A 12,319-nucleotide genomic window follows, 5' to 3' on the forward strand; every position below is an offset into this window, starting at 1 on the left:
ACCCTTGGAGGTAAGATGCGCGCCCCTTTTTGAATTCAATTGCTGGCCGACAGAACCAGCACCGGCTTGTCGCTGTACAGCGCCGGGAACAGCTGCTTCAGGTTCGCCACCTTGGGCAGGTCGTTGTAGACGATGTAGGGATAGGTCGGGTTCAGCGTCAGGAAATCCTGGTGGTAGTTCTCGGCCGGATAGAAGGTCTTGCCGGTCTCGATCGTGGTGACGATTCGTGCCGGGTAGAGCTTGGCCTTGTCGAGCTGCTCGATATAGCTCTGCGCGATCTTCTTTTGCGTGTCGTTCTCGGCGAAGATCGTCGAGCGGTACTGGGTGCCGGAATCCGGTCCCTGGTAGTTCAGCTGCGTCGGATTGTGGGCGACCGAGAAATAGACCTGCAGCAGCTGGCCGTAGGTCACCTTCGACGGGTCGTAGGTGATCTCGACGGATTCGGCATGGCCGGTGCGGCCGGTGCCGACGGTCTCGTAGACGGCGTCATCCTTGGCGCCGCCGGTATAGCCGGAGACGGCCTTGCTGACGCCCTTGACGTGCTGGAACACGCCCTGCACGCCCCAGAAGCAGCCGCCGGCGAAGATCGCCGTCTCGCTGCCCGGGGCGGCCTTTTCGTCAATTGCCGGCGGCGGGATCACCACCGCGTCCTCGGCGGAGCGCGCCGGGGTCTGCCAGAAGGCGGCCGCCGCCACCGCGGCAAAACCGAGCACGGCCAGCGCGCCGCGGGTAAAGAACGGCCGTGTCTTTTCGATACCGGTCATGTTCTGATCTCCTGTTGTTGTTCCAATATATACGACGCAAGCCGCCAAGAGGTCTCAATTTGCCGTGCGGGCGGCTCCTGTCGCCGGCACTCCCCCTCATCCGGCCCTTCGGGCCACCTTCTCCCCGAGGGGGAGAAGAAAAGTTGGCGCCGTTCGCCCCGGAACGGTCAGGCGAGCGAAGCGGAGGCTGGGTGAGGGGCAGCCGACCTGCTTACTGCGCTGGCTTCATCGCGTCGGTGGCTGGCTTCATCGCATTGGTGGCCATCGGGTCGGCCGGCTTCATCGCGTCGGTTGCGGGCTTCATGGCATCCGCCGGCTTCATCGCATCCGTCGCCGGCTTCATGGCGTCGGTGGCCATCGCATTGGCGGGCTTCATGGCGTTGGTCGCGTCGTCGGCACGGGCGCCGGCGACGAAAACGGCGGCCGAGAGCGCGAAGGCGAGCGCCGGCAGGGTCAGGTACTTGGTCATTGAGAGTCTCCTTGGGTTTTGGCGCGCAAGCGGGCCGGGTGATGCGTTGCCGCTGAATGCGGCCCCGCGCGAAGAGAAAGAAAATCAGTTGGTGGCGGCGGCCAGGATCGGTCCGCCGCCCGGCGATTGCACCAGCACGGCGGTGCTCAAGCCACCGGGCGCGGCCGGCAGCGCATAGGCGGTGGCGCCGCCGGTCCAGCTGCCGAGGTTTTCCAGCGCATGCACGACATTGGCATGCGGCAGCGTGCGGCCGGTGTTTTCGCCGCGCGCCACCGGCACCTGCACGACGCCCTTGGCATAGCGCACCAGCCAGACATCGGCCTTGCCGCCCGGTGCGGCACCGGCGCCGATCGTCACCTTGCCGCCCTCGAGCGACAGCGAGGGGCCGCCGGTCTTGCCCGTCGCGGAAATCAGCTGCTCGATCTCGCCAGGTGCTGCGCCGACGACATCGGCATGGCCGTTGACCACCACCTGCGGCGTGAACGGCCCGTCATGGCCGAGCGGCGGCTCGTAGGAAACCTGGCGCTGGGTAAATTCCTGCTTTCCAAAAGTGTCCTTCCAGCCGAGATAATCCCAGTAGGTGACGTTGAAGGACAGCGCCAGCACGCCGGGCTGGTCCTTGACCTTAATCAGATTGGCATTGGCCGGCGGGCAGGACGAGCAGCCCTGGCTGGTGAACAGCTCGACGACGCTGAGCGGCTGCGCGGCGGCGGCACCGAGCGAGGCTGCGAGCGCCAACGCCCCCAGGCTGGACAGGGCAATGAACTTTGAGGATCTCGGCATAGGGCGGGCTCCGTGGGGGGCGCTGAGATGCGCCGGTCATTCCCCCATTTCGCTGCCATCTGCCGCTTCGTTACAGCGCTCACCGGTTTGTGATTGGAGCGCCTCGCCAGGCCTACGCGAGCGGCCCGAAACGCCACAGCGAGGTGTAGTGCATGATCGGCCGCTCGAACCTTGCGCCTTCGGCGACAAAACGCTTTCCCGCATCCAGCATGGGCTGGAACGTATCGAGTTGCCTGGCGTGCTCCAGCGTGTCCCACATACTGGTGTTGATCAGCGACGATGTCGCCTCGTCGGCGCCGGCGTAGAAGACGAGCAGCCCCGGCAGCGCCTCGATGCCGGGCCGAAGCTCTGCTTCGGCGTCCACCATCATCTCTCGCAACGACGCGAACTTCGCTGCATCGCAGCGCAGGATGGACACACGCAGCACGGAATCAGGCATCGGGTTCTTCTCCGGGAGTTGACGTGCCCCAGGCTAGGCCCCGCCGACCCTGTCCGCCAATACCGTGCCAATCAAGATTGAGTGCGGATTTTTTCAGCGCCGGAGATTGGCGAAAGCCGTCCCGACGGCCGATCTCCCCCACAAGGGGGGAGGTTGGCTGCCTTACTGCGTCAGCGCCGTCAGCGACGGGCGCTGGTTGAAGTCGCACTTGCCGGAGATGTTGTAGACGAAGTCGGCATTGGTATAATCCGCGGGAAGGGTGGTGCCGCCATCTTCCCAGGCCTGGTAGCTGGTCTGCGAGCAAGGCACGACGCTGAAGATGTCGATGAGCTTGCCCGCGGCGACCTCGGTCAAGGGCGTGGGTGTGGTGCCCAGATAGAGGTGGTCGGAGGTGGTGGCGTCGTTCGATTTGAACGTTGCCTTGTTGCCGGTCGTGACATCCATCTGCAGGTAAAGCTGGCCCATCTGGCTGACGTCGACGGCGGCGCCGGCACCGGTGGCCGGCACGTTGGTGGTGACGCATGTGGTCTGGAAATAGACCGTCTTGCCGCTGTTGCTGTCGTACTGCCCGGCGCTCAGGATCGCGCCCGACGGCGGGCTGGTGAAAGCGGCCGTCGCACCGATGGTCGAGCATGTCTGCGTCTGGACTATCGTCGATGTCGAACCATTGACAAGCGAGATCGTCGTCGTGCCGTAACCCTTCGGTTCCGTCATGGAATAGGACTTGCCGTTCACCTTGTATGAATAGGTGTAGGGCGAGTAGACATAGCTGGCGGTCATCAGCTTTTGCGACGTCGTCGCGCTGAAGGCCGTGCCGTAAAGCGTCATGATCTTGTTCCAGTAGCCCGACACCTTGTCGATCTTGAACGTCGCCTGCACCAGGCCGGGCGCCTTGTTGACACCCGAGGCGACGGCGACCGGCACGGTGTTGATCCGGGCGATGGTCATGAAATTGGTCGGCATGGCAAAGCTGGCCGAGGTCTGCGCGGTGACGGTGCCGTCGGCGGCGACGTTGAAGCTCACCAGCGTCGTGGTGCCCTGGCCGTTGTTGGCGGTGAAGTTGTCCTGCAGCGCCTGCTGGCGGACCGGCTGCGTCGTGCTCGGCGGCAGCGTGGTGATGGCCAGCGTCGCGGCATCCAGCGCTTCCTGCATGTTGGAGCGGGTCTCGACGGCATTGGTGTAGTCGACGGAGAAGCCGACGGCGGTGATCAAGGGCACCAGGCTCAGGAAAAACAGCGGCATCATCGAGCCGCTGCGCGAACGGGCGAACCCGCCTGCAATTTTCAGCATTTTTTTACCCCGCGGATATTAGTGATGCCGCATATACCACGCGGCAGCAAACCAAGGTCTAACGCGATCGATCAAAGTTTAAGCATCCGCGGCCGCCGGGACCGGCATTTGGCGCGGCTCACCGCTTTGTGATCGAAGGCGCCGCCCTTGCGCCGCAAGCCTTGCCGCCGCAAGCCACCCCTGCTAAAGCGCGCGACATGAGCACGCCCCTCGACCACATCCGCAATTTCTCCATCGTCGCCCATATCGACCATGGCAAATCCACGCTTGCCGACCGCCTGATCCAGTCCACCGGCGGTCTGGAGCTGCGCGACATGAAGGAGCAGGTGCTGGACTCGATGGACATCGAGCGCGAGCGCGGCATCACCATCAAGGCGCAGACGGTGCGGCTGAAATACCGCGCCAACAATGGCGAGGACTATATCCTCAACCTCATCGACACGCCCGGACATGTCGACTTCGCCTATGAAGTGTCGCGTTCGCTGGCCGCCTGCGAGGGCTCGCTGCTGGTGGTCGACGCCTCGCAGGGCGTCGAGGCGCAGACGCTCGCCAATGTCTACCAGGCCATCGACAACAACCACGAGATCGTCGTGGTGTTGAACAAGGTCGACCTGCCGGCCGCCGAGCCCGAGCGCATCCGCGAGCAGGTCGAGGAGGTGATCGGCATCGACGCTTCCGGCGCCGTGCTGATCTCGGCCAAGACCGGCCTTGGCATTCCGGATGTCTTGGAAGCCATCGTCCACCAATTGCCGCCGCCGCGCGAGGGCGATGCGACCGCTCCCTTGAAGGCCATGCTGGTCGACAGCTGGTACGACGCCTATCTCGGCGTCATCGTGCTGGTGCGCATCATCGACGGCGTGCTGAAGAAGGGCCAGACCATCCGCATGATGGGCACCGGCGCCAAATACCTGGTCGAGCGCACCGGCGTGTTCACGCCCGCCCGCATCAATGTCGACGAGCTCGGCCCCGGCGAGTTCGGCTTCTTCACCGGCTCGATCAAGGAAGTCGCCGACACCCGCGTCGGCGACACCATCACCGAGGACAAGCGCCCCACCGCGCATGCCCTGCCCGGCTTCAAGCCGGCGCAGCCGGTGGTGTTCTGCGGCCTGTTCCCGGTCGACGCCGCCGATTTCGAGGACCTGCGCGCCGCCGTCGGCAAATTGCGCCTCAACGACGCGTCCTTCTCCTATGAAATGGAAACCAGTGCCGCGCTCGGCTTCGGCTATCGCTGCGGTTTCCTCGGCCTGCTTCATCTCGAAATCATCCAGGAGCGGCTGGAGCGCGAGTTCAACCTCGACCTGATCGCCACCGCGCCATCCGTCGTCTACCGGCTGCTGCTCAATGACGGCTCGGTGAAGGAACTGCACAACCCGGCCGACATGCCCGACGTGGTCAAGATCTCGGCCATCGAGGAGCCGTGGATCCGCGCCACCATCCTCACCCCCGACGACTATCTCGGCGGCATCCTGAAGCTCTGCCAGGACCGGCGCGGCATCCAGGCCGACCTGTCCTATGTGGGAAAACGCGCCATGCTGACCTACGACCTGCCGCTCAACGAAGTCGTGTTCGATTTCTATGACCGGCTGAAGTCGATCTCCAAGGGCTACGCCTCGTTCGACTATCACCTGACCGACTATCGCGAGGGCGACCTGGTGAAGATGTCGATCCTGGTCAATGAGGAGCCGGTCGACGCGCTGTCCATGCTGGTGCACCGCACGGCGGCGGAAAAGCGCGGAAGGCAGATGTGCGAGAAGCTGAAGGAGCTGATCCCGCACCACCTCTTCAAGATCCCGATCCAGGCCGCGATCGGCGGCAAGGTCATCGCGCGCGAAACCATCTCGGCGCTACGCAAGGACGTGACCGCGAAGTGCTACGGCGGCGACGTGAGCCGCAAACGCAAGCTGCTGGACAAGCAGAAAGAAGGCAAGAAGCGGATGCGCCAGTTCGGCAAGGTGGATATCCCGCAGGAGGCGTTTATCCAGGCGCTTAAGATGGGGGACTAAGCGGGGAACTGCACGCAGAAGCTTACGCGATATGCATTCTAAGGTGATATCCCAGATCATGCGTGGCTTGGCGTAGTTTTACCGCGATACCTATTGCATCAAGAAAGCCAGCTTTGCATTTTCTTATTTTTTCGGCTGCTTCCTTCGCGCTTCGGGCTGGATGGCTAGCGGTATTTCGGAAGTCTTGAACGAATTGACGGGCCCCGCCCAACGCTGCCCTGTAATTTTGAAAAGTATTTTTTCCGTATAGATCGTCTATTCGAAAGGCCAGTGGCTTTACAAGTGTATTGGCTGGAACAACGCCGACACGATGAGCCTCTTCGGCCAAAGATGTTACTATCGCCTCCACTATCTGGCCAGCCTCCTGCAAGCCTTGGCCCTCATTCGTCTGGTAAACGTCATAAGCGGTTCGAAAAAGGACCTTCAGCTTTGGTGTCAAACCTTGTATTCTCCTATCAAACTCATCAGGAGAAATGTGCTGCGCTAACGGTATGCAATTGTGTTGCATGGAAGCGTTTCCGTTGCCGTCTACAGTTATTATACCGAATCCGTGCTTCTTAAGTAAACTTACGCTTCTATGATTTGGGTCATTCAGATATGCCTCGAGGCTGCATGCCTGAAAAACAGATATTGGAAAATCAAAATGGCCGATCTCATGGGCCGCCCCCTTTAAGCTATTTGGATACAGGTTATCGTCAACTTCCACAGCCACGATCTTCGTCCTAGTGGGTTTTAAAAAAAAACTCGGCCGCCACAAAATTGAATCGTGGATGCCTTCCTCTATTTTAAGGCCATTAACCCCATACTTGCCGCGGCAGAAATTCAGGGAGCGTGTTGCAACTTCTTTGAGTCGAGGGCTCAGCGTATCAAAGGGCATCTGTCGCCGCCCCGAGAATTCTGTCGATGATGTCCCTTAGTTTTGTGAGCTTGGCTCGAAGAGGCTTGTGGATAGAGGCGGCATCGTCGCTTTCAAGGGTCGCGTCTAGATACTCGTATACAGATTCCACACTTAGGGTTATCTTCCTTTCATCGTATCGCATCTCAAAGTGCTTGGTGTACACATCATGAATTCCGATGTTATTCCGCCCGTCGAATATATCCCTGATAGCGCGACGCGCGCTATCTTCTTTTACGCCAACATTACTAATAGACGTGGCAATTTTCGAGAGTTTTCGAAAGTCCGTCACATTGTTTATTGTGCCATCGCGAAACTTAGCGATCAGCGCGTCTCGCGCAGCATTGGCATTCGGAAGTGCAGATGGGACCCTGTTCTGAACGGTTTTCAGTGCCCTTTCCATCTCAATGAAGAAATCTTCGGAAAGGCGCTGTAATGGCTTCGGAAGAGAAAGTTCTTCCTCTAGTTGTGATCGATATGCTGGAGGTAGGTCAAACAGAAGGCGACAACGGCGTATTTGACCGCGAGTGAGGCCTGTAATTTCGCTCAACTCTATCTCATTCGGCTCTCTGCCCTCGTTTTCGCCAGCGAAAAGATCAATAACGCTGGGAAGTTTGTTGGCGATAGTAAGGTAGTCCCACTGCTCGCGTAGCGCATGTATGTTGAACATAAGGAGCAGGTTAGTCAACCGCGTGGGCCGGGGTTGAACCAAGGCCGGTACACGCTTGAGATTTAGCTTAAGAGCACATCGCCAACGCCGCTCTCCATCTATCAGAATATAGTCGCCACCATCTTCGTAAACCGTGAGCGGAACCTGTATTCCGTAGCGTCTTATAGACGCCATTAGGGTGTCCATCTCTTCAGAACGGAAGAAGAGCCTTGGATTCTCAGGATTTCGCCTGATTCGATCAGGCGATAATTCCTTGAGATAGCCGGAGGGGTGCTTGTCCACTTTTAAACTCGCCCAAGAAAAATCTGCTCTATCACAGGAGAGGTTGCACTCCCCTTCGATGCGCCAAGTGTAGAATGAACGTGTGAGATTGCATGGCAGCGTTCCGCGCGTGGATAGCGTTCACGCATCATAGTCAAGATGTCGAAGCCGGCTTTGCACGCGAGACCGTTGGTCGGATAGCTAAGCACTAAGTCTGCGCCTATCGATGCTGCCGCGCCAATTATCCCCATAATCGCAGTGGGCGCCAACGACTTGACCGAGAAAGGTGTACGAAACCTGTCTGGCCTATATAAGCCAGCGCCCGTGACAGGAGGGTAGTCATACTTTACCAAAGTCTCAAGAAGATGATAATATCGTGAGTATTGATCGTCTGTGTAAGGCGGATCGGCGTATATAACCGAAGGACGAATTTTTCTTTTCCCAAACGACCTGATTAGCGAAACACTATCTCGGTTAAAGCTGCGGTTGTCTTGCCGCCAAGAGGCGGTGCCTACTGGGCGCAAACCTTCTATTGCAGTTAGGAATTCGAGCCATATCGATCGCCGCCTCTGGCGGAGGAAGACACGGAAAGATCCTTCCTTGGGCTTCAAGAACTGAGCAAAATGGCCGGTGGAATTCGATACTCGTAGCATCGCCCTCCCGAGGGCAATCAATGCCCATCTATGCTGATCAGCGTTTAGGAACCCCTCGGAATACGCTTTGAACGCACTGAACCGTATGGAATCCAATTCCATTGCTTGTCCCAGCCCAAAGAATGAGTCGGAATAGGTTGTTGAAAATAGAGAATATTCCGGTTTACGGGACCCGGTGAGCGACAGGTTGAGCGAATGCTTGAAGCACCGATACCGTTCGACAAAATCACAAAACTCGGGGGCCTGAAGAAGCGCCTCTTCCTCTAAAAGAGCGTCAACAAAAACAGACCGCAACCGAGAGAAGTGGGTGTCGTAATGGTAGAACAATCGATCTGAAATGTCGGCAGAGGTCAGGGACGGATAAGCCGAGGTAAACATGGCCGTCCCGACTTCGTATGCAAATGCCTGAATATCATTGATCCAAACTGGCCGGGCTTGGCCCACCGCTTCTCCGACTGAGCACATGCCGGAGAAGGCGTCCAGCATTGGTCCATCCTGGGCCGACTGAACAACCTCTGCGACTGTGGGCGCAAGCTCACGCTTGGTGCCCATGTAGCTAATGTTAACACCCATCCCCCAGCGCATCCTTTGTTTTGGTTGGTATCGGAGCGGCTGCCGATACTCATAATATTTGCTTGCAGGAAAAGTTCAACTATCAATTAAGATTGAGCTGGCCGGTCTATTAGCTATTAAATTTGCGCGGTTTTGCTGACGTTTGGACGATCCACTGTCTTGTGTATGAACCCAGTCATTTGAAGCAGAAGACGATCCTGATGCCCCTTTAAGAATGCCCTGCCCTGAGGTAGCCTCACTTCGGCTTGGGGGACACACCACATGCGCACCACCTCAGACACCGTCGCCTCTCTCGGCCTCGCGATCGGCGGTGCCTTCGGCCTGGCCGGCACTTTCGTCGCCAGCGCCCCGCTGCGCGAGACGCTCTGGACGATCGACGGCGTGGCGCTCGTCGTCGCCACCGCGCTGCTCACCATGAAATACCAGCGGCTGGGCAATGATTGCGTCGCCGCGGGCTTCCTGACCTTCCTGGCCGGCGAGAGCCTGCTGCTGGCCGGCAATGCGGCGGGGTTGGAGGCCAGCGTGCCTTCCTATGTCGGCGGCATTTCGCTGTGGGCGGCGGGGCTGGTCATGGTCAGCGCGCCGAGGACGTTCGCGCTGTGGATGCGGCTCACCGCGCTTGTGGCCGCCGTGCTGTTTGTCGTCTCGGCCGCCATGATCCTGTGGGGCGCGCCCTTGCTGCCGACCTCGTCGCCGCTGCCGGCGGCAGGCTATCCGTTCCTGGTGCTGACTTTTATCGGGTGGATCTGGACGTTGGTGAGGGAGGGGCGGTGAGGGGAGCGCGCCTTCCTTCTCCCCTTGTGGGAGAAGGTGGATCGGCGCGCTAGCGCCGAGACGGATGAGGGGTGTTCCAGCGGAGTGAGGCGTTGGTGTTTTCTGGTTCGATTCGTTGTCGACGTCGCGTCAAGCTGGAACACCCCTCATCCGTCTTGCCGCTTCGCGGCAATCCGCCTTCTCCCACAAGGGCAGAAGGGAAGAAGCGTCGGCGCCTCACACCCCTCGATCCAAACCTTCTCAAAATGCTGCTCGAGCGCCTGGTGCTGCTCGCAGCCCTCGACCCCCTCGCGATAGGTCCGGTACACCGAGCGCCAGTAGGGCTGGATGATGATGCCTGAATCGCGCAGGTTCTTCTCGATGCCGGCCATGATCTCCTTGCGCGCCTTGGCGTCCGGCGTCGCCAGCGCCTTGTCGAGCAACTCGTCGAACTCCTTGCTGGCATAGGCGCTTTCGTTCCAGGCCGCACCCGATTTATACGCCAGCGCCAGCACCTGGACGCCGAGCGGGCGTCCGAGCCATTCGGTGCAGGAGAAGGGGTATTTGCTCCAGTCGTTCCAGAAGGTGGCGGCGGGCAGCACGGTGCGCTTGATCTTGAGGCCGGCCTCGCGCATCTGCGCTGATATCGCGTCGCCGGTGCTCTTCTGCCATTCGACGTCGACCGAGATCAGCTCATATTCATGGTCCGGCTTGGCGGAGGCGGCGAGCAGCTTCTTGGCCTCCGCCACATCGCGCTTGGCCGGGCCGATATCGGCATATTCGGGGTGCATGGGGCCGACATGGTGGTTGTCGGCGGGCTTGCCGCGGCCGCCGAGGCCGAGCGCCAGCACGGCCGAATTGTCGACGGCGAGCTGGGCGGCGCGGCGCACCTTGATGTCGTCATAGGGCGCGTTGCCGATGTTGAAGCGGGCGACGATGGTCGAGCCGGTGGCGATCTCGGAATTCTTCAGCCCCATCTTGTCGGTCTGCGCGACGGCGTCGGAGGCGGTTTCGTGGTCGGTGTCGATCTCGCCGGATTCGAAGGCCGACAGCATGGCGTTGGGGTCGGAGCCGTAGTCGATCCACTGTATGCCATCCAGATAGAACTCGCCCTTCCACCACGGCTTGTCCTTGCGCTTGACCTCCGCGCCCGTCTCGGCGTCCCATTTCACCAGTTCGCAGGGGCCGGTGGTGATGGCCAGCGCCTTCAGGGGATCGCCGTCGCCCCCATAGGAGCGGTGCATGATCAGCGCGGGATAGTCGGCCATGCCGGCGATCAGCGAAATGTCGGGCTTCGGCAGGTTCAACTTGATCGTGTAGTCGTCGACCTTCTCGATGCCGCCATCGACCGCCTTCTTGGTGTCGGCATTGACCAGCGCGCCCATGCGCGCGGCTACCGAATTGCCGGCCACACCGGCCTCGCACCAGCGGGTGAGGTTGTGGACGACATCGTCGGCGTTGAAGGCGTCGCCGTTCGACCAAGAAATGCCCTTGCGCACATGCAGTGTCAGCGTCTTGGCGTCGTCGCTCATCTCCCATTTTTCGAGCAGCCAGGGCTCGAACGAGAAATCGGTGTTCCAGCGCACCAGATATTCGTTGCAGTGGCGGGCGACGTTGGACATTTCGACGCCGTCGAAGGTGCGCGGGTCCTTGAAACCCTTGACGTTCATGGCGACGCGCAAGGTGCCGCCCTTCTTCGGCTCGGCGGCGCGGGCAGGTGTCGGGGCGAGGCCGCCCAGTGCAAACGCGCCGGCGGCGCTGACGCCGAGGCCGGCCATCAGCGCCAGATATTCGCGGCGGCTGATGCCGCCGGTTTTGAAATCCTCGGCGACGGGCTTGGCCTGCGGGTGCAATTTGCGGTCGGTCAGCATGAATCTCATCGTCGTTCCCTTTGTCGTTGGTGCAGGCCGCCCAAAAGCGCTGGGGTTTTGGGGCTTGCACGGAAGCAGGCTCGTCCCGGCGGATCGCCGACGCGGGGCGGCTACGACCGCCGGGACGCCTTGGCCTGAGGCGGCGATGATAGGGCGGGGTGACGTTGCGGAGTGTTCTGGAATCCGCAGGAGTTGTGCGCTGCTCCGCAGGGTGAGTGCCGGTTCACGAAGTGAATTCGTCGTGCCTGGGGCACGATGAAAGGCAGCAAACGCCGGGACGCCGCGAAGCAGCGGGGACCCGGCCGGCCGTGGCCAACAAAAAAGCCCGGCGCGAGGCCGGGCTTTTCAGAAACGAGGAGGATAAACCTCAGCTCACCTGGACCTTCGACGCGGCCTGGTCCTCGGCGATCTTCTGCTGGAACATCTGCGCGAAGTCGATCGGGTCGAGCATCAGCGGCGGGAAGCCGCCATTGCGGGTGGCCTCGGCGATGATCTGGCGGGCGAAGGGGAACAAAAGCCGCGGGCATTCGATGAACAGGATCGGCAGCATGTGCTCCTGCGGGAAGCCGGAAATGGCAAAGACGCCGCCATAGACCAGCTCGACATTGAACAGCACTTCCTGGTCGAAGGAGGCCTTGGCGTTCAGCGTCAGATTGACGTCGAACTGCTTGTCGGAGAGCGGGTTGGCGTTGACATTGACGTTGATGGCGATGCCGGGGGCCTTGTCGCGGCCGCGCAGCGAGTTCGGCGCGCCGGGGCTTTCGAAGGACAGGTCCTTCACATACTGGGCAAGCACGTTGAGCGACGGCTGCGCCGCATTGCCGTTGCCGTTGGCTGCGCCGGTCGGCGCGTCATCATTGCTGGCCATGAGCCTTATATCCTTTTCCCCTGGGCA

Annotated in this window: 12 protein-coding genes; 2 read left to right on the plus strand and 10 right to left on the minus strand. The window is 60.6% G+C overall.

Annotated elements, in window-relative coordinates:
* Window positions 1-35 precede the first annotated feature (35 nt).
* From msrA to ACVILI_RS04245, 5 genes are all read right to left on the minus strand, one after another.
* On the minus strand, window positions 36-764 hold the full coding sequence (msrA, locus tag ACVILI_RS04225; RefSeq protein WP_038650860.1) for a peptide-methionine (S)-S-oxide reductase MsrA: 729 nt from the start codon (window positions 762-764) through the stop codon (window positions 36-38).
* A gap of 211 nt (window positions 765-975) precedes the next feature.
* Complete coding sequence (locus ACVILI_RS04230; RefSeq protein WP_038650864.1) at window positions 976-1,233, minus strand: hypothetical protein; 258 nt, start codon at window positions 1,231-1,233, stop codon at window positions 976-978.
* 84 nt (window positions 1,234-1,317) lie between these two features.
* Complete coding sequence (locus tag ACVILI_RS04235) at window positions 1,318-2,016, minus strand: DUF1223 domain-containing protein (RefSeq protein ID WP_038650867.1); 699 nt, start codon at window positions 2,014-2,016, stop codon at window positions 1,318-1,320.
* 112 nt (window positions 2,017-2,128) lie between these two features.
* Entirely contained in the window at window positions 2,129-2,455 is a 327-nt protein-coding gene (locus ACVILI_RS04240; protein ID WP_038650869.1) for a hypothetical protein, read from the minus strand.
* Window positions 2,456-2,617: 162 nt separating this feature from the next.
* The gene (locus ACVILI_RS04245; protein WP_038650872.1) at window positions 2,618-3,745 is read right to left on the minus strand and encodes a TadE/TadG family type IV pilus assembly protein; all 1,128 of its coding nucleotides are present in this window, start codon (window positions 3,743-3,745) and stop codon (window positions 2,618-2,620) included.
* A gap of 197 nt (window positions 3,746-3,942) precedes the next feature.
* Here ACVILI_RS04245 and lepA point away from each other — a divergent pair, with 197 nt between their 5' ends.
* Window positions 3,943-5,748, plus strand: coding sequence for a translation elongation factor 4 (gene lepA / locus ACVILI_RS04250; RefSeq protein WP_038653584.1), 1,806 nt, complete (start codon window positions 3,943-3,945; stop codon window positions 5,746-5,748).
* Window positions 5,749-5,770: 22 nt separating this feature from the next.
* On the opposite strand, the gene ACVILI_RS04255 is transcribed toward lepA, so the two are convergent.
* From ACVILI_RS04255 to ACVILI_RS04265, 3 genes are read right to left on the minus strand one after another with little or no spacing between them, the layout of a single operon-like run.
* On the minus strand, window positions 5,771-6,625 hold the full coding sequence (locus ACVILI_RS04255; protein WP_148307430.1) for a hypothetical protein: 855 nt from the start codon (window positions 6,623-6,625) through the stop codon (window positions 5,771-5,773).
* On the minus strand, window positions 6,615-7,595 hold the full coding sequence (locus ACVILI_RS04260) for a ParB/RepB/Spo0J family partition protein (protein WP_240564564.1): 981 nt from the start codon (window positions 7,593-7,595) through the stop codon (window positions 6,615-6,617). Before ACVILI_RS04260 ends, ACVILI_RS04255 begins: the two co-directional genes overlap by 11 nt.
* Before the next feature lie 2 nt (window positions 7,596-7,597).
* Complete coding sequence (locus ACVILI_RS04265; RefSeq protein ID WP_038650875.1) at window positions 7,598-8,812, minus strand: DNA adenine methylase; 1,215 nt, start codon at window positions 8,810-8,812, stop codon at window positions 7,598-7,600.
* 249 nt (window positions 8,813-9,061) lie between these two features.
* On the opposite strand from ACVILI_RS04265, the gene ACVILI_RS04270 reads away from it, so the two are divergent.
* Window positions 9,062-9,574, plus strand: coding sequence for a hypothetical protein (locus tag ACVILI_RS04270; protein ID WP_038650878.1), 513 nt, complete (start codon window positions 9,062-9,064; stop codon window positions 9,572-9,574).
* 146 nt (window positions 9,575-9,720) lie between these two features.
* On the opposite strand, the gene ACVILI_RS04275 is transcribed toward ACVILI_RS04270, so the two are convergent.
* Together ACVILI_RS04275 and secB are read right to left on the minus strand one after the other, a co-directional pair.
* Complete coding sequence (locus tag ACVILI_RS04275; protein ID WP_457102332.1) at window positions 9,721-11,433, minus strand: ABC transporter substrate-binding protein; 1,713 nt, start codon at window positions 11,431-11,433, stop codon at window positions 9,721-9,723.
* A 358-nt stretch (window positions 11,434-11,791) separates the two neighbouring features.
* A complete protein-coding gene (gene secB, locus ACVILI_RS04280; protein WP_019862223.1) occupies window positions 11,792-12,292 on the minus strand; it encodes a protein-export chaperone SecB in 501 nt (166 codons plus the stop codon).
* Window positions 12,293-12,319: the final 27 nt, after the last annotated feature.

It is taken from the genome of Mesorhizobium sp. USDA 4775 (genome assembly GCF_054062655.1).

What these genes read in the sequence shown, in the direction of transcription:
- msrA (WP_038650860.1), bottom strand. Translation starts at nt 764, where the DNA reads ATGACCGGTATCGAAAAGACACGGCCGTTCTTTACCCGCGGCGCGCTG.
- ACVILI_RS04230 (WP_038650864.1), bottom strand. Translation starts at nt 1,233, where the DNA reads ATGACCAAGTACCTGACCCTGCCGGCGCTCGCCTTCGCGCTCTCGGCC.
- ACVILI_RS04235 (WP_038650867.1), bottom strand. Translation starts at nt 2,016, where the DNA reads ATGCCGAGATCCTCAAAGTTCATTGCCCTGTCCAGCCTGGGGGCGTTG.
- ACVILI_RS04240 (WP_038650869.1), bottom strand. Translation starts at nt 2,455, where the DNA reads ATGCCTGATTCCGTGCTGCGTGTGTCCATCCTGCGCTGCGATGCAGCG.
- ACVILI_RS04245 (WP_038650872.1), bottom strand. Translation starts at nt 3,745, where the DNA reads ATGCTGAAAATTGCAGGCGGGTTCGCCCGTTCGCGCAGCGGCTCGATG.
- lepA (WP_038653584.1), top strand. Translation starts at nt 3,943, where the DNA reads ATGAGCACGCCCCTCGACCACATCCGCAATTTCTCCATCGTCGCCCAT.
- ACVILI_RS04255 (WP_148307430.1), bottom strand. Translation starts at nt 6,625, where the DNA reads ATGCCCTTTGATACGCTGAGCCCTCGACTCAAAGAAGTTGCAACACGC.
- ACVILI_RS04265 (WP_038650875.1), bottom strand. Translation starts at nt 8,812, where the DNA reads ATGCGCTGGGGGATGGGTGTTAACATTAGCTACATGGGCACCAAGCGT.
- ACVILI_RS04270 (WP_038650878.1), top strand. Translation starts at nt 9,062, where the DNA reads ATGCGCACCACCTCAGACACCGTCGCCTCTCTCGGCCTCGCGATCGGC.
- ACVILI_RS04275 (WP_457102332.1), bottom strand. Translation starts at nt 11,433, where the DNA reads ATGAGATTCATGCTGACCGACCGCAAATTGCACCCGCAGGCCAAGCCC.
- secB (WP_019862223.1), bottom strand. Translation starts at nt 12,292, where the DNA reads ATGGCCAGCAATGATGACGCGCCGACCGGCGCAGCCAACGGCAACGGC.